At 46.3% G+C, this 20,041-nt stretch carries 16 protein-coding genes; 6 read left to right on the forward strand and 10 right to left on the reverse strand.

Annotated features, from left to right (window positions below; all coding sequences use genetic code 11):
- Nucleotides 1-243: 243 nt before the first annotated feature.
- The 6 genes from MKY87_RS17135 to MKY87_RS17160 all read right to left on the reverse strand — a co-directional run bounded on the left by MKY87_RS17135 (nt 244) and on the right by MKY87_RS17160 (nt 5,411).
- Entirely contained in the window at nt 244-1,530 is a 1,287-nt protein-coding gene (locus MKY87_RS17135; protein WP_338590036.1) for an S-layer homology domain-containing protein, read from the reverse strand.
- 345 nt (nt 1,531-1,875) lie between these two features.
- The gene (gene csaA / locus MKY87_RS17140) at nt 1,876-2,205 is read right to left on the reverse strand and encodes a chaperone CsaA (protein WP_062837691.1); all 330 of its coding nucleotides are present in this window, start codon (nt 2,203-2,205) and stop codon (nt 1,876-1,878) included.
- A 113-nt stretch (nt 2,206-2,318) separates the two neighbouring features.
- Complete coding sequence (gene udk, locus MKY87_RS17145) at nt 2,319-2,951, reverse strand: uridine kinase (RefSeq protein WP_017691162.1); 633 nt, start codon at nt 2,949-2,951, stop codon at nt 2,319-2,321.
- A gap of 200 nt (nt 2,952-3,151) precedes the next feature.
- On the reverse strand, nt 3,152-3,733 hold the full coding sequence (locus MKY87_RS17150; protein ID WP_340965505.1) for a VanZ family protein: 582 nt from the start codon (nt 3,731-3,733) through the stop codon (nt 3,152-3,154).
- Between the two features lie 33 nt (nt 3,734-3,766).
- Nucleotides 3,767-4,891 carry a DUF4179 domain-containing protein gene (locus tag MKY87_RS17155; RefSeq protein ID WP_340965506.1) on the reverse strand — a complete coding sequence of 375 codons (1,125 nt, stop codon included), beginning with the start codon at nt 4,889-4,891 and terminating at the stop codon, nt 3,767-3,769.
- The gene (locus tag MKY87_RS17160; RefSeq protein WP_124118256.1) at nt 4,875-5,411 is read right to left on the reverse strand and encodes a sigma-70 family RNA polymerase sigma factor; all 537 of its coding nucleotides are present in this window, start codon (nt 5,409-5,411) and stop codon (nt 4,875-4,877) included. The genes MKY87_RS17155 and MKY87_RS17160 overlap by 17 nt, the downstream gene beginning before the upstream one ends.
- Before the next feature lie 329 nt (nt 5,412-5,740).
- Between MKY87_RS17160 and MKY87_RS17165 the strand changes: the two genes are divergently transcribed.
- The 4 genes from MKY87_RS17165 to MKY87_RS17180 all read left to right on the forward strand — a co-directional run bounded on the left by MKY87_RS17165 (nt 5,741) and on the right by MKY87_RS17180 (nt 11,166).
- Nucleotides 5,741-6,586 (forward strand): PRD domain-containing protein, encoded by an 846-nt coding sequence (locus tag MKY87_RS17165; protein WP_340965508.1) that lies wholly within the window; start codon nt 5,741-5,743, stop codon nt 6,584-6,586.
- A 138-nt stretch (nt 6,587-6,724) separates the two neighbouring features.
- Nucleotides 6,725-8,653: a beta-glucoside-specific PTS transporter subunit IIABC gene (locus MKY87_RS17170; RefSeq protein ID WP_339787214.1), complete on the forward strand. Its 1,929-nt coding sequence runs from the start codon at nt 6,725-6,727 to the stop codon at nt 8,651-8,653.
- A gap of 89 nt (nt 8,654-8,742) precedes the next feature.
- Complete coding sequence (locus tag MKY87_RS17175; protein WP_036674654.1) at nt 8,743-10,200, forward strand: glycoside hydrolase family 1 protein; 1,458 nt, start codon at nt 8,743-8,745, stop codon at nt 10,198-10,200.
- A gap of 6 nt (nt 10,201-10,206) precedes the next feature.
- Complete coding sequence (locus MKY87_RS17180) at nt 10,207-11,166, forward strand: 2-keto-3-deoxygluconate permease (protein WP_340965509.1); 960 nt, start codon at nt 10,207-10,209, stop codon at nt 11,164-11,166.
- 102 nt (nt 11,167-11,268) lie between these two features.
- Here the strand turns inward: MKY87_RS17180 and MKY87_RS17185 are convergent, their stop codons facing one another.
- Nucleotides 11,269-11,952 (reverse strand): type 1 glutamine amidotransferase domain-containing protein, encoded by a 684-nt coding sequence (locus tag MKY87_RS17185; RefSeq protein ID WP_340965511.1) that lies wholly within the window; start codon nt 11,950-11,952, stop codon nt 11,269-11,271.
- 383 nt (nt 11,953-12,335) lie between these two features.
- Here MKY87_RS17185 and MKY87_RS17190 point away from each other — a divergent pair, with 383 nt between their 5' ends.
- A complete protein-coding gene (locus tag MKY87_RS17190; RefSeq protein ID WP_091038735.1) occupies nt 12,336-12,800 on the forward strand; it encodes a hypothetical protein in 465 nt (154 codons plus the stop codon).
- Between the two features lie 146 nt (nt 12,801-12,946).
- On the opposite strand, the gene MKY87_RS17195 is transcribed toward MKY87_RS17190, so the two are convergent.
- Nucleotides 12,947-15,967, reverse strand: coding sequence for a DEAD/DEAH box helicase (locus tag MKY87_RS17195; protein WP_340967472.1), 3,021 nt, complete (start codon nt 15,965-15,967; stop codon nt 12,947-12,949).
- Between the two features lie 5 nt (nt 15,968-15,972).
- Nucleotides 15,973-17,730 carry an SWIM zinc finger family protein gene (locus tag MKY87_RS17200; RefSeq protein ID WP_340965513.1) on the reverse strand — a complete coding sequence of 586 codons (1,758 nt, stop codon included), beginning with the start codon at nt 17,728-17,730 and terminating at the stop codon, nt 15,973-15,975.
- A gap of 301 nt (nt 17,731-18,031) precedes the next feature.
- Between MKY87_RS17200 and MKY87_RS17205 the strand changes: the two genes are divergently transcribed.
- On the forward strand, nt 18,032-18,850 hold the full coding sequence (locus MKY87_RS17205; protein ID WP_340965515.1) for an endonuclease/exonuclease/phosphatase family protein: 819 nt from the start codon (nt 18,032-18,034) through the stop codon (nt 18,848-18,850).
- Between the two features lie 155 nt (nt 18,851-19,005).
- On the opposite strand, the gene MKY87_RS17210 is transcribed toward MKY87_RS17205, so the two are convergent.
- Entirely contained in the window at nt 19,006-19,833 is an 828-nt protein-coding gene (locus MKY87_RS17210) for a methyl-accepting chemotaxis protein (RefSeq protein ID WP_249913659.1), read from the reverse strand.
- Between the last annotated feature and the right edge of the window lie 208 nt (nt 19,834-20,041).

The raw sequence follows: 20,041 nt of genomic DNA on the forward strand, positions 1-20,041 counted from the left end.
CTTAAATCATCAATTTGATAAATATAAATACCAATATTGGTCATTTTTTGCCCTTCAACAGGTATAACTTTTAGTTGAGATTTAGCTGGTGTTTCAGGTACCATATATTGTGGTTTTATTGCAGGTTTAGTACCAGGTCCGCCACCGGCGTGCACAAATGAATAAGGTGTTAATACAGCGTAGATGGTTAGAAAGGCTATCAGTAATTTACTGATAGCTGGCTTCAACCTCAAATCTTTTATTTTATTTTGTATCGATGACACTAAAGATTGCCCCCTCTTTGGTTTCTAAGGTCACAGCCCTCGTCACAGATTGATTAAAATGTAACATTCCTTGTGCCCAATATATAGGGTTTTTAACTCCAAAGACTCCTCTATTCAAGGTGTAGTCTCCTGTTTTTGGAGCCTCATATGACAAAAATGATTTTGACTGTGGGGAAGCCAAAGGATTAAAGGTAGCTGAATTAAGGAGACTTCCGGCTTGTGGTTGGTTCATGGATGCCGATTTAATATTTAAATCAAACTCGACGAAAGAGAAATATCTATCGTTTTGGAGCTTTACTCCTTCATCTACAAAAACGGGATAATAAATGCTACGGTTATTGCTAGCGACATTAGTATCTACAATAATCCAATTCAAAACTTTAAGATCAGCATAATTTGTATCGGTAACGATTTCTTTGTTTCTAACTTTCGAAAAGTCATTAGTTACAACTTCATCGTACTTCTGATTGTTTGATAGAATAATTTTTCTTTCAGGTGTTTGTTTGAAAGACTTTGCAATAATATTCAAATTCGTCCCCGTCAAACCCACTGCTCGCAGCTCATTTAAACCCTGAAAATCGGCAGGCTTTGTCTTGGCAACTGCTGCATAACGGGCGATCAATACAGCAACCTCCGCTCGTGTTGTAGTACGATCGACACCAAATGTTTTATCGTTTGCTACACTCATCAGTCCTGTTCCCAGGGCAACGGCTACAGCATTTTTTTGAGCGCTTGCGAGTTTACCAGTGAAATATTCCTTTGCAGGCACAACGGTGTTGGTCACATCGGAGAGTACTTGTTTGTACTCAGGATCAACAACGGTTAGCCCTTGCGTCAGCCAAATAGCCATTTCGCCTCGTTGAAGAGCGCCTTGTGCATCAAATTTTCCCTTGTAATTAGAAGGGTTGATAAAACCTTTTGCGATAGCAATTGAGACACCACTCTTTGCCCACTCGGGTATGTCCGTGAAATTGTTTTGTTCTTGTGTTGATGCATTAGGCTGTTCGGATAGACGTCCCAAGATACTTGCCATTTCAGCTTTGGTGACAGGTGAGCTTGGTTTAAATGTTCCGTCAGTATACCCTTTGAAATACCCTTGTTCCACGGCTGAATTAATCGCTGCGGATGCCCAGTGTGTAGCTGGAACGTCCTTGAATTTAGTTGTAGCTTGTGCGGCTTCTACAGAACTCTCAACGCCTCCAAAACCTGCGATACCCCCTGTTAATAAAGCTAATGCCGTTACGCCGGAAATCATCATTTTTTTCATGAATCTTACTCCTCTCAATTGTGAGTTTTTTTCCTTGATATGTACTTTTCAGGCTACTAGATACTAAATTTGTAATAATAATCATTATTCTACCATGTATAACTAGTCTGTTGGTATGATATATCAATATATTCCTTCCTCTCCAGACAACTCTTACTAATGCTCCAGACCTATATTTCCTCGAAAAACACAAAAAAAGGCCACGAATCCGCAGATTCATAGCCTTATGCTTTAAGGTCTCCAACATATGTAGTTCCATCAATAGTCAATTCAATACTCAATACATCAAGGATACTCGATTTCCAAACATTTGAAAAGCCCATATTATTCTTGCTCAAAATAAAGTCAGGCTATCGGTGTTCCATTTGGCAACGGACTATCCGGTGTGAGCAAGACAACATCGCCTTCACCAGGCACGCCGCCCAGCACGAGTACTTCAGAGACAAAACCGGCAATCCGCCGGGGTGGGAAATTAACTACAGCAACGACCTGTTTACCAATGATCATGTCAGGCGTGTATCGTTGGGTAATCTGAGCGCTGGAACGTTTCAGGCCAAGTGGTCCGAAGTCGATCGTCATTTTAATAGCGGGTATGCGAGCCTTGGGGAAGGGTTCGGCTTCCACCACGGTACCAACCCGGATGTCATGCTGCATGAATTCTTCAAAAGTAGCCATAGGGGTAGATCTCCTTTCAACTATTGGGGACTATTATAAATGAAAAATCAACAAAAAATCCAGATTACGCTGTATCGTAACCTGGATTTCTATTGTGTTGCTTTGAAACAAAATTAAGCGCCGTTCCAATTTTCCCCGGTGAGGTATTTCTCGGTGAGGATGGATAACATCTGAATACCTACTTCATTATGTCCGCCTTCTGGAATAATGATATCAGCATACTTTTTGGATGGCTCGATAAACGCATCGTGCATTGGTTTTACCGTTTCGAGATATTGTTTGTACACGGATTGGATCGTACGTCCGCGTTCTTCAATGTCCCGCAGTACTCTCCGCAGAATCCGCACATCGGAATCAGTATCAACAAATACTTTGATGTCCATTAGACTGCGAAGATGTTCGTCAATCAGCACATGTAATCCTTCTACAATGACAATATGGTTCGGTGCCAGTTCAACCGTCTCATTGGCAGCACGGTTATCTATGGTGAAGTCATATACGGGAGCATACGCCGCTTGGCCTTTTTTCAACAGGGTGAGATGCTCAATCAACAGATCATTATCGAATGCAAACGGGTGATCGTAATTGGTGAGTCGGCGTTGCTCAGGTGTGAGCTGCGACTGGTCTTTGTAATAATTGTCTTGGGATATAAAAGTAACCTTACCTGATCCCAGACGGTCTATGACGGAGCGAGCTACCGTCGTTTTACCGGAGCCGGTTCCTCCGGCGATACCAATGATGAGCATGGTTGTTCCATAAGCCTCCCTAGAATGGCAGCATGATGAATGGATAAAAGGCATCAGAAATCCTTCGTTCATGGCCTTTATCCACATGTCTGTCTCTGAATACACAATTTTTTCATTGTACCATAGTAGACGACTTTTTTCATCTTAGTGTATGGACCAGGTTTTGCCTTCAAGGGGCGTTATGCATGCTAATATTCATTTTACTGCATATCTTTGGATGATACTCCCCGTGGTGACTCCCATAGGGCCATTAGGCGCTGTCCGATGGAACTTTTGGTGAACAGATTCAGAATGATAAAACCAAGTACACTTCCCGTTGTATTGGCTATTATATCGTTCAGATCGGTGCTGCGACCGTTACCCAAGGTTACTCGGAGCAGGAGCTGTGTTATTTCAATGAGGAAACTTACGGTCAATCCTGCTAATACTGCTGTTTGTATCGAATGAATCCAAGGTTTTATGAAAGGAAGCATGAACCCCAGTGGCATAAACAGCACGATGTTTAGGAGAAAGCTTGGTGCATCCGCGGTCAGGAGCGGAATCCATTGAATGCTTTGATACCATGGAGTTTGATTGGCATAGATTCCGATGTTCACGTCGATAGGGAAAAATACAAAATGCATAACGCCCAACATATATATGGCAAATGCGAGCATCGACACATACTGTCTGACCGTATACCTGGTTTTACTCACCCTGGCGTGGAGCATCAGGGCGAGTAGGACTAGAACGAATAACGGACCAAGTATGATGGGAGATGAGATTGAATATTGGATGGACATGGAATGGCTCCTTCATAAGGAAATGAGATCAGGCTATTGAAGCTGAATCTTCATTTCCATTCCCTTGATGAATTGTGTGTCTTTAACCTCTTCAGCGAAGTCATCCTTGATCTCGAAAGGTTTCACTATCAGATATTTTACATCCTTGGCTGTTGTGGCATATATGCGTTCCGATTTCAGTTGGTTACCCTCGTATATGCCCTCGCCGCTAAGTGAGGTCAGTTGCCGCCCTTGATCATCATAGACTGCAAATCCGATGTGACTCAGCTGTTCCTGCTCTTTTGCCGTAAGAGTACTCTTATCGTTCAAACTGATAACAGTAGTTAGACGAGTAGTGACAGGGGTAATCTCAGCTTCCGTAACAGAGGCAGTAAACAGATCGTTAGTCATGGCTGTGTTAGGCAGAACCTGATGAATGTTTTCTGTTGATTTGGCAAATGGAACCGTCAGCTCGAACTCATGATCAATGCCCTGCAACGTCAATTGAACTTGAGCATCAAACCGATCTGGCCAATGTGCCGTTCCCTGATCGGAGGAAATGACCTGCTCAAAGAGCAGTGTATCTGGCTGCGTTTCTCCTACCGAACTATAGAACAGTCCGCTATTCGGAAGAGACCCGTCGACTTTGAAAAAGACATTCTCAATTCCGCTACTCAGTTTCACGATGTCCTTGCCATTGTCATATTCGCCTTGATTCAGATTAGGCGCAGTGAAATGAACCAGAAACGCAGCACGGGTACCATCATATACCGCTTCAAGCACTTCCAGCTTCACATCCTGGTAAGCGACCTTGCTGTTAACAGGGGTAGTCAAGCCTTCGTTGCCCGCCGTTCGCAGACCCATATCGGCTTCTATCGAGCTGAAGAGGCTACCCACGAGTGGGATATTGCGCAAGGAGGCAGCCATGGCCGGTGATACAAAGCCGGATGCAAATACGGTCACGCCCAATACTCCGGCTGCAATCGTCGCAGCTGCAGCCTTGTGCCATCGCTTGTTCCGGCGACTGGAGTGCAAAGTCTGTTCGGTTTTCAATGTGTTGGGTGACGCTGGCAGAGAATCCAGTGTGGCATCAATCCGGTTACGAACGTGTTCAGACATCAGAGGACGCTCCTTCGCTTGGTTCTTTAATTCCTGATCGATATTAAACGGGTTTGACATGTAAGTTTACCTCCCGAAAATTTTTGAATTTCTGATATAACTCCTGCCTTGCCCGAGTAAGTCTCATTTTCACTGCACTTTCGGAAATATTGAGGGCATCGGCGACTTGACGGAGAGACAGGTCTTCAAAATAATGCAAAACGACAACAATTCGTTTCGATTCCTCCAGACGGTCTACCGCTTCTCTCATATCGACCTCATCGTAGGGACTGGAATGCTCCCGCTTTTCTGAAGGTACTTCCGCATAAGCGGTGGAGAGAGAGCGGCGGGACAGCATCGTGTTGCATTCATTGATGAGGATGCGAAACAGCCAGGTTTTGAAATACCGGGGTTCCCGGAGTGTATGCACCGATTTGTATGCGTTCAGGATTGTCTCCTGAATGGCATCGGCCACGTCCTCCTCTTTTCGCAGCATGGATTTTGCCGTATTGTACAAAGAGTTTTCAATGTCTCGGATAAGCCGGATAAAGGCTTCACGATCTCCTTGGATGGCCTGGTTAACGAGATCGGTTGAACCCATGGATAACAGCTCCTTTCGTATTGGAGGGATGAAGCCAGCACTTGGCTGGTTTTTATATGAATTAGACTGGCGGGTAGAGCATATGGTCACATTTTCTTTTTATAGTTATAAAAAAGGGCGTTGTTATATATGACGTATCGGGTCTCTACGTTCCCTTCAATGATAAGAGTGGGTGATTTTTCCCTAAGATTGGATGATTGACTTTTTCAAAAACAGCACTATAATAAACTTATATTCATAACACGGACTGTTACTGGGGAAACCAGGCATGACCGAATTCGATTGCTTTACTGTAATCGCTTTCGGTCTTTTTTTATTTTTGTTGGGGGGTGAGAACATTGAAGGTTATCAAGAAAGTAAACAATAACGTAGCCATCGCTATTAATGAACATAACGAAGAGGTTTTTGTCGTAGGTAAGGGTGTAGGATTTCTGAAAACGCCCTATGAGCTGACGGAGACGGACTTGGTGGAGAAAATATTCGTAGCACCAAAGAACATCCGGATGTATGATCTGCTGAACAGTATTCCAATTGAGGATATTTATCTCGCGGAGGAAGTCATCAAGCTGGGCAGTCAGATCCTGAATAAAACATTTAACCCGAATCTGCTTCTCACCCTGTCCGACCATATCAGTTTTGCATTAACCCGAACCAGAGAAGGCATCCGTATCAAAAATCCGCTGGAATGGGAAGTGCGGACACTCTATCCGGACGAGACCCGGGTGGGGGAGGCTGCGCTGAAGCTGATTCAGGAAAAAACGGATATCGCTCTGCCAACAGCCGAAACAACACTGATTGCTCTGCATTTTGTTAATGCACAGGTGGGCTCTGGAGAGATGACGGATACCACCAAGGTAACCACAGTTACGGGCGAAATCCTGTCCGTGATCAAATATGCGCTCAAAATTGACTTTCAGGAGGACTCTATCCATTTCATGCGCTTTGCCACACATATCCGGTATTTCATTCTGAGGCAGATGAGCGGTAAATCGCTCAAAGACGAGAATGAATCGCTGTTTCTAATGGTGAAGGAGAAGTTTCCGAAGGAACTCGCTTGCGTGGAGAAGATTGCTGATTTTCTGAAAAGTAATTATGGCTGGACCTGTTCCGATGATGAAAAGTTATATTTGATTCTGCATATCCAACGATTGATTTCGAATGAACCAACGGAATGAACTAGTGAAGGAACTAACCGAATAATCCATATTGGACTGTTACTGATTCGATCAGGCATGACCAAGCCTAGGGAATGACGATTCCCCGGCTTGGTCATTTTTTATATATCCAATTTATTCATGTAGAGGAGAAGGGTCATGAACAACAAAGAATTGGCTAAAAACGTACTTGATCTCGTTGGCGGCGAGCAAAATATATCCGGGCTAACACACTGTGCAACCCGTTTGAGATTCGTATTAAAGGATGATAACAAAGCAGACCTCAAGGCGCTGGATCAGCTCGAAGGCGTGCTCAAGGCACAAAATTCCGGTGGACAGGTTCAGGTTGTTATCGGTGCCAAGGTAGATGCAGTCTATAGTGAAGTGAGAAATCTAACCTCTGACAAGATTGGCGAGCTTACGGAGTCTACAGACAGTGGACCGAAAAAGAGACGGAACCCCGTCAATGTAGTGCTTGAAACCATCGCAGGTATATTCACACCTGTTCTGCCAGCACTTGTTGGTTGCGGGATGATCAAGTGTTTGGCTACCGTTATAACTGCCATGGGTTACCTGGAAGGATCCGGTTTCCTGACGATCATTAACATGATCGGGGACTGTATTTTCTACTTTATGCCGTTCTTCCTGGCTGTTAGTGCTGCAAATCGTTTCAAAACCAATCCCTATTTGGCGGTAGCTCTTGCTGCGGGACTAATGCATCCAACCATTTTGAACGCTGCGGCTCAGATTGCTGAGACGGGTGTAAACAGTATTGATTTTCTCGGCATGCCGATTCTGTTGATGAAATATTCCTCTTCCGTCATTCCAATCATTTTGGCGGTATGGATTATGAGTTATGTGTATCCGATCGTCAATCGAGTGATTCCTAAGTTTTTACAGGTCCTGCTTACCCCAATGATTGTTTTGTTTATTATGATTCCGGTGGAACTAATCGTGCTTGGTCCAGTAGGATCATATATCGGTGACTGGTTGACCAATGGTATCAACTCATTGTTCTCAACCGCAGGTGTTCTTGCTGGTGCGATTCTTGGATTTTTCAAACCGATCATGGTCATGTTTGGTATGCACTATGCAATCATGCCGATTCAGGTTCAACAAGTGGCTACACTTGGTGCAACCGTGCTGTTACCAACAGCACTGGCAGCGAATTTGGCTCAGGCTGGAGCAGCCTTCGGTGTGTTTGTACTGACGAAGAGTAAAACGATGAAATCAGCAGCTGCTTCAAGTGGATTCACCGCTTTGTTCGGGATTACTGAGCCGGCGATCTATGGTGTTACGCTCAAATATAAACGTCCCTTTTTCGCAGGTTGCCTGGCAGGTGGATTAGTCGGTGGATTCTACAGCTTGGTGCATACAACAGCGAATGCAATTTCACTGCCAGGTGTATTGGCAATTGGTACGTATACATCAGATCGTTACATGTATGTCGTTATTGGTTGTATTGCCGCAGTTGTACTCGGGTTTGTGTTCACGCTATTGGCTGGCATCAAGGAAGATACAGATGGAAATAAATCAAAGCAGCAAGCTACGAATAAAGTAAATAGCAATCAGGCGGCAGTTGCAACGGACACTACTCCGGAGTCAGTGCCATCACAGACATCCACATCTTCTGACATGCTTATCGTTAGTCCAATGACAGGGGAGATCAAACCGATCTCTGAGGTGGAAGATCAGGCGTTTGCCCAAGAGTTGATGGGTAAAGGCATTGCAATCGTTCCGACAGATGGCAAGGTATACGCTCCATTTGACGGAGTAGTTGAGGCGCTTTATCGCACCAAACATGCCATCGGTTTGAAGGCAGCGAATGGTGTCGAGATCCTGATTCATATCGGGGTGGATACCGTCAGCTTGAAAGGCAAATATTTTAACGCCTATATCGAGCAGGGACAGACAATTAAGGCCGGGGATTTATTGGTGGATTTTGATCCGGAGGGCATTACTTCAGCGGGCTACAACACCATTACGTCCATTGTCGTTACCAACATGCAACAGTACGGAGATGTGCTGACTACAGCGACCAGCGGCCCGATCCGGGAGAGTGAACCTTTGCTTAAGCTGATTCCGTAAGAACTGCTCATCTTTTCATTAAGCTACAAGTTACAAGCTAGATGGTCTTAATAAGACTTAATAACACGTAATAACAGGAGGAAACTAAAATGACAAATTCCAATTTTCCAAAAGATTTTTTATGGGGCGGTGCACTGTCTGCCTGTCAGGCCGAGGGAGCTTATAATGTAGATGGCAAGAGCCTGACCATCCCAGAAGTGATGAAATTTAACGAGAAGAACGATCGCAAAGTGACCAAGCAGATCAGAGTGAATTGGGAGATGATTGAAGAGGCCAGGAATGACCCGGATACCGTGAAATATCCGAAGCGCCGGGGGATCGATTTTTATCATAACTTCCGTGAGGATATCGCTTTATTTGCCGAGATGGGATTCAAAGTCTTCCGTTATTCTATTTCATGGGCCAGAGTATTTCCAGGTGGCGACGATGCCGCTCCGAACGAAAAGGCACTAGAGTTCTATGATCAGGTTATTGATGAATGTCTTAAGCAGGGTATGGAGCCCCTGATCACCATCAGTCACTTTGATACGCCAATTGTACTTATGGACAAGTTCGGAGGATGGTATAACCGCAAATTGATCGATCTGTATGTGAACTATTGCGATGTGTTGTTTAATCGCTACAAGGGCAAAGTGAAATATTGGGTGACGTTCAACGAGATCAACATGAGCGTGAAAGCATCGGCCAAAACGCTGGGAATCATTGATTATGATGCTCCGAATTATGAGGAAATGTTGTTCCAGGGGTTGCATCATCAATTTGTAGCTGCGTCCAGAGCAACCAAGATGGCTCATGAGATTGATCCGAATAACCAGATCGGAAGTATGGTCGCTTATTTTACAACGTATCCTTACACTTGCAAGCCGGAGGACGCACTTCAGATGCAGCAGGATGATCAGATGAAAAATCAGTTCTATCTCGATGTGCTCAATAAAGGCGAGTACCCTTACTATAGTAAAACGTATTTCAAAAACAAGGAGATCCAGTTGAACATCGAGGACGGCGATCTGGATAGCATTCGCGCACATACGGCTGACTTTGTGGGGATGTCGTATTACAACTCCATGATTTCCAGCAGTGATACGGAGCAGCTCGAACTAACGGCAGGTAATGTACACAGTGTATATAAAAACCCGCATCTGCCCGCTAACGAGTGGGGTTGGCAGATTGATCCGATTGGCCTGCGTTATACGCTTAATCTCGTCTATGATCGGTATCAAAAGCCTGTCTTCATTCTGGAGAACAGCTCAGGCTTCTACGACAAGCTGAATGAAGATGGAACGATCAACGATCCATACCGGATTGATTTCCTGAGCAAACATATCGAACAGATGGGACTTGCCATTGCCGATGGGGTCGAAGTGTTGGGTTATACAATGTGGGGGCCGATCGACATGATCAGTTCAGGGACTTCCGAGATGAGCAAACGGTACGGATTTATCTATGTGGATCAGGACGACTATGGCAACGGTACGCTAAAAAGATATCGTAAGGATTCGTTCTTCTGGTATCAGAATGTGATCCGTACCAACGGAGCAGAACTGTAACGCACCATGAACATACTGGGTCGTGTCAAAAAAATACCCGGCGGCTTGCTGATTGTTCCTATGCTGGCCGCTGCGGTCATCAACACGGTGTTTCCATCGTTTTTTCAGATCGGAGATCCAACGACAGCACTGTTCACATCGAAAGGTACCATGGTGCTGATCGGTATGATTTTACTGATATCAGGAACACAGCTTAACTTGTCACAGCTTCTGGTGACCTTGAAGAGAGCAGGGGTGCTCTGTATTTCACGTATCCTCATCAGCTGTCTGTTCGGCTGGGCGTTTGTACACTTTTTTGGCATTAGTGGGGTCGGGGGAGTTTCTGCGGTAGCCTTCATTGCCGTTCTAACCAGTTGTAATCCGGGATTATATCTGGCCTTGATGAACACGTACGGAGATGATGTGGATCGTGCTGCGTTTGGCATTCTGAATCTGATCGCCGTACCGGTTATTCCGGTCATGATATTGAATTCGGCAAGTGGCGTCGGTATCGATTATCTTAGTGTACTTGCTACGCTAGTACCTTTCTTGATAGGGATACTGCTTGGTAACCTGGACAGAAACATACAGAAGATGTTCGCTCCGGGAACACTGATTTTGCTACCTTTTCTAGGTACCAGCTTTGGGTCCAATATTGATCTGCGTATTGCATTCCAGTCCAGTTTGTCCGGTTTGTTGGTCACGGTATTATTTTTACTGATCTGCATGCTACCGCTCATTGGAATCGATCGCGCGATACTAAGGAGGCCCGGTTACGCAGCGGCTGCGACATGTTCGGTAGCTGGATTATCCATGGTGGTGCCTTCGATGGCTGCCGGGTTCAATCCGGCGTATGCGCCATATGTGGACACAGCTATCGCTCAGATTGCGTTTGCCGTGATCCTGACGTCGGTGACCGTGCCTTATATCGTGAAACGTCTGGCTGGAGGAACAACGACGGAAGCTTCTGCATCAACAAATCACTAGAAAAAACAGCATGTGTTCTGTCAGGTCATGACGGATCACGTGCTGTTTTGCTTTATACATCTATATGATCTCCTGGGGGAGGAGGGGATAGATCGGTTTATTTTACAGACCCAGCAATTGTTTAACACTTTCGGCTACAGCTTTGCTGGATTGCGGATTCTGTCCTGTGACCACGCGGCCATCTGTTGTGACATAAGAGCTGAAGTCAGCCGCTTTATCGTATTGTGCAGCACGTTCTCTCAAAGCATCTTCCAACAGGAATGGAACATACTCGGTTTGTTGAGCCAATGCTTCCTCTTCATTCGTGAAGCCGGAAACGGTTTTGTCGTTGATCAAAAGCAGGCCATTGGACAGCTTCACATTCAACAGGGCTGTAACCCCGTGGCACACGCCGGATACAACGCCGCCTTTTTCATAGATTTCACGAGAAAGCTCTTGAAGTTCGGCATTGTCCGGGAAATCCCACATCGTACCGTGACCGCCTGTGAAGTAGATCGCATCGTAGTCACTCGCGTTTACTTCGCTAGGTTTCAGCGTATTTTTCAATTGGTTCATGAACGCTTCGTTCTCGAAATAGGCTTTGGTGCTCTCATCGAGGGAGTCGCCCAGGCTTTTCGGATCAAGAGGCACGTTACCACCTTTAGGGCTAACCAGATCGATCTGAACATTGTCATTATGGTCAAACTCTTCAATAAAGTGAGTTGCTTCGCTCAGCCATAAGCCAGTAGGCTCGTCCTTCGTTGCGTATTTATCCACGTTTGTTAGAACAACCAATATTTTTTTCATATAAAAAACCTCCCGTAAAGTGTATAACATTAATTTATATTAAATATCACAAAATTAAATTGTGTAAAATCTATTATTAAATATAACATAACTATTTTTTAAAGTAAAATCATGAACGTATCGTAGATCTCTAATGTGACTTTCAAGCTTAGGAGTAAAGAACAATCTAGTCGTAGTAAATATGCCCGTAAGAATGCACTTTTACTTATAATGCCCTGTTTATTTTACTCATATTGTAAGCGGAGGTAGGCGTGTGTAAGGGATCTCGAAATTAATTCGAATTTGAAGTTAATTTGATTGAACAACTAGTACTTTTGATTTAGAATGACGGAAGATACCAACAAAAACTGGTACATATTACATATGGACTCGGAGGAACAGTCATGAAACGTTCAGGTAAATTTTTCGCTTCATCCGTAGTTGCTGCTGTCGCTGCAGTATCTATCGTCTCTTCAGCTTCAGCGAGCACAGTTTCCGTCTCCAACATCTCTGGCGTAACACCTATCAACTTTAGCAGTATGGATATCGAAACAGCATTGATGATGGTCCAACAAGAACGTACCAAATTACTGGATGCACAATTGCAAACGCAAATCCAGGAAGTACAGAACCGTAATCAACAGATCGCGGATTTGAACGCTCAATTGCAGATAGCCCAGCAAAACGGGGATGAAGCAGCTGTTCAAAAGCTGAAAGGCCAAATTGACGCAGCGAGCAACTCCCAACAGATGGACATGCTTCGTCTGCAGTCCATGTCCAACAAGCGTAATGAAGCATTTGATGTTATGACAAACTTTATCAAAAAAATGCAGGATTCAAGATCATCTATCATTGGTAACATGCGTTAAGAACGGATGATTAACTGCAACAAGACAAAAAAGAGCGGAGCCGGAATTTTAATTCCGAAACTTCGCTCTTTTTGTGTTTCTTATTTATTTTATTTGATTTCTCTGAAATCTGATTTTTAGCCTGTACTGTAAATCTTCAATTCAAGTTAGCCCGACCAGTCACGACGCCGAGTGAACAGATCCTGCAACTCATCCGTGGACAATTCGGTAATCCAGTTCTCAGAGCTTGTGATGATGTTATCGCTGAGCTGCTGTTTGCTCTCCAACATCTCGTCGATCCGCTCCTCTAATGTGCCAAGAGAGATGAACTTATGCACCTGAACATCTTTGGTCTGACCCATCCGATAAGCTCTGTCGGTGGCTTGATTCTCAACAGCAGGGTTCCACCAGCGGTCAAAATGGAACACATGGTTGGCTGCGGTTAGATTCAATCCCACACCGCCTGCCTTGATGGACAGAATGAAGACGGACGGTTGCTTATCCTCAGGCAATGTACGGGATTGGAATTCCTCAATCATACGATCCCGTGCCGTTTTGGAGGTACCCCCGTGCAGATACAGCACAGGCTCCTGCAACTCCTGACGCAGTACCTGTTGCAGCATCTGTCCCATACCGATGTATTGGGTGAAAATAAGGCATCGCTCGCCTTCGTCCCGCAATTCCCGGACAAGTTCCATCAGTCGTTCCAGTTTTGCAGAGCGACTAATCAGCATCGCCATATCTTGCGGACTGTACACGTCATAAGCAGATGTTAATGCGCCGTCTTCAGGCAGTTCCTCAGGCAAAGCCTCTTTGGTCAACAGCAGAGGGTGGTCACACAGCTGCTTGAGCTGGGTTAACGCCGATAGAATGGCACCTTTGCGCTTGATGCCTTCCAGCTCTTTCATTTTATCCATCAGGGCCTGTACGGACTGGTCATACAATGCACTTTGTTCGCCCGTAAGGTGAATGTAAGTCTTCATCTCGTTTTTGTCCGGCAGATCAAGCTGGATATTGGGATCTTTTTTCTTGCGGCGCAACATGAATGGTTTCACCAATTGCTGTAGATCCTGCATGCGCTGCTCATCTTTATCTTTTTCAATGGCACTGATGAAGCGAGTCTGGAATGCCCGGGCGTTGCCCAGATATCCTGGATTGATAAAGTCATAGATCGACCACAGCTCAGACAAACGATTCTCGATCGGCGTACCTGTCATGGCAATGCGGTGTTTCGCCGGGAAACTGCGGACCGCTAAGGACTGTTTGGTCTGGGCGTTTTTGATATTCTGCGCTTCATCGAGACAGATGCATGCCCAGGTGTAGGTTTGTAACATCTCTTGATCCAGTGTAGCCGTAGCAAAGGACGTGATAATAATATCCAGCTGCTCGGTCTGCTCCCGGAATTCTTCTCCACTTAATCGGCGTGCGCCATAATGCAGACTGACATGAATGGAGGGTGCGAAGCGGCTAATTTCCTTTTGCCAGTTGCCCAGTACGGAAGTTGGGCAGATCAGAAGTACCGGGGCTTGTCCCGGCTTACGTGGTTCATGATCCTTGATGTGTAACAGATACGTGATAAACTGAATGGTTTTCCCGAGACCCATATCATCGGCAAGACATGCCCCAAGTCCGAATCTGCGCAGGAAACCAAGCCATGCAAAACCTTCCTTCTGATACGATCGCAGCTCGGCATGAAGCCCTGTCGGAATGGGCAGGGAAGGTGCGCCGCCTTGTCCGCCACCGAGTTGTGCAATAACCCGGTTCAGGTGCTCATTCAGTTCTACTTCCAGCCGAATGTTCTGATCATCCTGTGGTTGCTGCTCTTCCTCGGTTTGTTGTCCTTCCTTCCATTTCTGGTTGCGATATTCCCGTTGCTCATTGTGCAGCAGATGCAGGTGCAGAATATCCTGGAATGAGAGTCCTTGTTCCCGATCTACACCGCCCATGGCACGACGTATCTGTTCCAGCAGGTCGGGGTCGAGAGGAACCCATTCTCCACGGAAGCGAACCAGTCGTTCATTACGGGCAACAAGGTCGGCGAACTCATCTTCGCTGAGATCGGTGTCACCAATCGCAATTCGCCAGTCAAAATGAATAATCGAGTCCAGTCCAAAGAAGGACTGCCCCCGTTCACTGCCTTCCTCCGGCTGCACCTTAGCACGCAGCTTTGGTTTCTTCTTACGGGCTGCTTCCCACCAACCAGGCAGCAGAACTTGCCAGCCCGCTGCGAGCAACCTGCCGCTATCCTGCGTCAGGAACTGCCAGGCTTCCTGATCTCCCAAAGGATCACTCAGCACATCCCGCCTACCACTAATGGAGCTTCCAAGACGCGGCAGATGTGCACGCAGCTGATCCAGCCATCCGGCGGAGCGATCCAGAATGAACGGTGTCCATACCTCTGGCCATTCCCCTTCAAGTCTGCCCCGTGAATCCAGCATGACGGGCACCAATACAGCGGCATCCAGCTTGTTCTGCAACACCAATCGCAGCCGCCAAGATGGCTCATCCTCGTCCGGCTCCTGCAATTGCAGCATGGGTCTGAATGGTGCGGCATCTGCTTTCCAGCCAATGGATACGAGCCAGGACTGAGCATCCATCCCGGCTGTCTTGGGTAGAGTGCCGCGCTCTGGGAACAACTGCGGGAATTCACGCCGAAGATCCGTTGCAGCTTCTTCCGAACTGTACCAGCGCTGGAATACAAAGGCGGAATAGGCCGCCCCAAGTCCTTCGGCATAACTCTCGTCCGTTTGCTGAATCGCTTTGGTAAGCGATGCCCGCTCCTGCTTTTTCAAGCTATCCGGGTCCCAGGTCCACTGAAGCTGTCCTGCACGGTATGCCTCGAAGCTAGGTACGTATTTTCGTTTCTCTATGGAGGATGCCAGTGCTGGAGCTAGTCGAATCAGATGTTCCGCTTGCTCGTCCCACTTCCATTCAATATGAAGTAGGGTATGCATCTCAGCAAAAAAGGGAATCACTTCTTCCGCAGGCAGAACAACCAGCTCAATCTCCTCGATCTGCCGAACTTCCAGTTCGGTACCGTAGAAGGAAGGCACATGCCAGGCGAACAATCGCTGCTTAAGCGACTGTCCCGATACAAAGTGGTGTGTGTTGAGTGCTCCGTAAAACAAAGCATCGCCATATCCGGTTAAAGCGAGGTGAACCTCAATCGTTTCAGTGTAAGGATGAATTAAGCTCATGAGATCAGTTTACCTTTCCGAAGCTCTTCCTGCAGGGCGCGCAGCCGACTGTTACGAACGGCAAGTGTGGTGATGAATTGCTCCCAGTGCTCTTCTTGCTTCAACTTTTTATAGATTTTGGACAGACGTTTCAGCAGCTTCACCGCCGCTTTGTATCCATCCCTGTTCTTGTGTCCGATATAACGCTCCACCGCCTGGTGATAGAAGGGGAGCAGCAGTTCAGGTGCATCTTTTTCAATTGGTTGCAGCATGGCTACGCGGAATTCGAGAGGTTCCGTTCCCGTACTCAGCTGAAAATCAATCCACCTGCGCCATTGTCCACGCGAATGCATGGCATCCTCGTAGGCGGGGCGGGAGTGGGGAAGCATACTGACAAGCGTGTCCCACATGCGGTTCTCTGTATCCGGCAGATGCTGAATGGCCGTGTCCCACAGATGCATGTAATCATTCAAAGGTGTGTTACGCCGATTCGCCAGCAGGGGACCAAGTTGTACCAACCAATCCCCAAGCCGCTTCCATTCAGCCAAATCTGTGAGTACATGGAGAAAACGCAGCAGATGTTCTGGCGGGATGCCATAGGCTGAGCTTCCATGGACGAGTCGTTGCCACGCCTGATCATCCTGCCCCAGATGGAAGTGCATCCAGCTCTGCGCGAGTACTAGCGGCAGGGGCAGTGTTACCGCTTTGCCTGATCTATCACTACTACTTCCATTACTTTGAGCGCTACTCAAGACACTTCCACCTGACTGAGAAGCCGCAGAAGCGGCGATTATACCGCGCTCTATATCATTTAAGATAGCCTGTTCCGACGCTAACATGTCCCGCGACCCTTGAAGCTCAGGTACGATCCAGTTCAACCACAGTTGTCGATAGATCGGAGTGAAGAACATCATGCTGGCTGTCTCAGGCATCATCTGTTTACGTAAATAAGCCGAGGTTTCAGACAGTCTGTTCCAAAGTTGTTCAAGCTTGTTTCCCTTTAGAACGGTCAGGTCTAGCAGATGGTTAAAGATCCGTTCAATGTCTTTCAGAAGTGCATCCACCGCGAGCTGGGCAGGGTAGCTCAAGTACACCGGGGTATGCGTGATGGAGTTACGAGCCGGCGGCACGCAGAATCGGATGAGATGCAGCTGCACATGTAGTTCAAAAAGTTGGTCCATCGCAGCGGTCAGCCTTGGCTTAATGGCATACAGCTCGTCCGTTGCTTCTTGCACATAGGATGTGCTTGCGGTGCCGGTACCCAGTCGTCTCAGACAGGAGTGGAATAACTCATGCCATTCCGAGATTTCGAGATCGGCAAGCTCTGTTGCACGCTCCTTGATCTGGCTGTATTGGTTGTCCGGAATATCCATATCCTGCTGTTCATCGGCATCTGCATAGCTGGATAGTCCTGCGGACATGGCCCCGACGGGTTTGGTCGTTTGTTTGAGCGCAGTACTGGAGTGCGCATTCACAATCGCATGCACAGGTCGCTCCAGTTGCTCGGCATAACTCATTAATACAGCCGTCATATGTTTGCATACGGAACTCACCGGGCAGGTACAATGACTTGTAGTCAGGGATTGCATGCTTAGTGTGACCTCGTACTCTTCCGATCCTTGTACAACGGCCGAGATCCCTTGTTGTTCGGAATAGGTTAATGGTCCGACACGTTTCTGTTTATAATATTGGAATCCGCGCATGATCGTCAGGTTATTAAAATGCTCTGCAACCTGCCTGATCAACTGTTGCCACTGCGCATCATCCATCCTCATGTTATTCGGTATGTTCATCATTCCATCTCCTGGGGTAAACATAGGTTCAGTAATCACCACGTCTATGACGTGATGTTGTAAATTTGTTGTATCCATCATATCAGTTATGAGCCAATCCGTGCATGGGTTATGAAGAATTTGAAGTTATTTTAGACCAACTGGAATCAGGATGAACACCTCGGTTCTGCTGGCGGACGGAATGCATGATTGCACCATATTGTGTATGCTTATGGTATGTATTCCTATCAGGAACGATGCAGGCCGGGGAAACGGCCATATTACACACAACGGGAGAGAGCATATGAAAATACTGACGTTAAACACACACGCCTGGGCGGAAGAAGATCAACTAAACAAGATCAGTCAGTTGGCTAATTTTATTAATACACATCAATTTGATGTCATCTCCATGCAAGAGGTTAACCAGTCCATGCAGGAAGCGGCGCTTTCTGCAGCAGAACTGAAGATGTATTATCCTACTGAATCGGATGCTGTGATTAAAAAAGACAACTATGCCTACGTCCTGCTTCAGCAGCTGACAGAGCAATATCACTGGACGTGGATTCCCGCGCATGTCGGGTTCCAAAAATACGATGAAGGACTGGCGATCCTTAGCCGGACGCCGATTAAGCAGGCTTTTGGGGAATACGTGTCCCACATGCGGGATTATAACAACTATCGTACACGCAAGATTGTGGGAATCCAGACGGTCGTCCAAGGTGAAGCAACCTGGTTTGTGAACGGACATTATAACTGGTGGGATGATGCGCAGGAACCTTTCAAGGGACAGTGGGAGTTGACGGAGAGCAAGCTTGCCCCCTACATGGATCAGCCGTTATATATAATGGGTGATTTTAATAATGTCGCGGAAGTGCGTGATGAAGGTTACGATTATATGATGAGCAAAGGATGGAATGACCTGTACACCACAGCATTGCAAAAGGATGAAGGAGCAACCGTGGTGAAGGCCATTGCCGGCTGGGCAGATAACAAACGCGATCTGCGGATCGACTATATTTTCTCCAATCGTCCGATTCAGGCTAAATCTTCTACCGTGGTCTTGAACGGTAAAAACGGACCGGTCGTGTCTGACCATTTTGGCGTCGCTGCAGAGATATAACCGCCATTCGACTATAAATAGGATATCACTGCAAATACGAAACAAAGCCTCCGCTGACTTCCTGCAAAGGGAAGTCGCCGGAGGCTTTTCACATTCTAAATCATTTGCTATGTACATTTCATATCTTTTGTTCTTTCTGTTGTGGAACTGTATTATTATTCGAGCGCCAACATCTGATGTACAAACTTTTTCAGATTCGCGCTTGTCTCACTAAGCTGTTCGATACTTTCCATGAATTCGGTAACAAGCTTGGCCTGATCCACTGTTGCGGTTGTAATCTGACCGATCTCCTGCTCCATATGTTTCATGGAATCTTGTACACTACCGAGGGATGTTTCGATATCAGCTGCTGCTTGTTTCGTGTGATCCGACAGCTTGCGTACTTCACTGGCAACTACACCGAAGCCGGCTCCCTGATCGCCCACACGAGCTGCCTCGATCATGGCGTTGAGTCCAAGCAGATTGGTTTGTTCCGATACTTCACGAATGACGTTTGTTACTTTAGACACACTGACGGAGTTCTCTGAAGCTTTTTTGGAGTTGCGCAGAATCTCTTCGGAGGTTGCAGAGAGTTCTTCGGAATGTGCTGCAATCTGCTGAATGCCGCCGACGAGCGCATTAATGGTCGTTTCATTTTCACGGATCAGCGTTTCCAGTGTCATGTGACTATCCAGTGCGTAGTTCACACCCAATATACCCACGACCTGATCGTTCTCTTTAATAGGGATTAGAATGGCATCAAAAGGTCTGCCCTGCAGATCACCAGGCATACGTGCCACGGTACGTGTATCCTTGTTGGTGAGCATTTTGAAATTTTTATAATCGTCATGCAGCTCATCTCCAACCTTCACGCCAATCTCCAGACTTTTTGCTTCGGAAAAATACAATACTTTCTCATGATCATTAATGGATATGGATATGTCGTCACGGAACATTTGGCTAACAAAAGGCATAGCATTTACCAGAGATTCAAGAGTATTCAATGTGCATCTTTCCTTCCCGATACAAAAAGTGGAATTTTTTCAATCTCTATAAGTTGAACTAAAGATATATTCACACGTACACTTCGATGACAGAATAACCTTCCAATCGCTGTTATCTCCAGATTTTTTTAATTTCCTTTTCTCAAGGGAAAAATCCGGTGATAAAGGCGAACGCTTCGCTTTTTCAGGTTTTTTCTGTCCTCTACGT

The sequence above is a fragment of the Paenibacillus sp. FSL R7-0198 genome (assembly GCF_038000415.1).
Taxonomy (GTDB): Bacteria; Bacillota; Bacilli; order Paenibacillales; family Paenibacillaceae; genus Paenibacillus.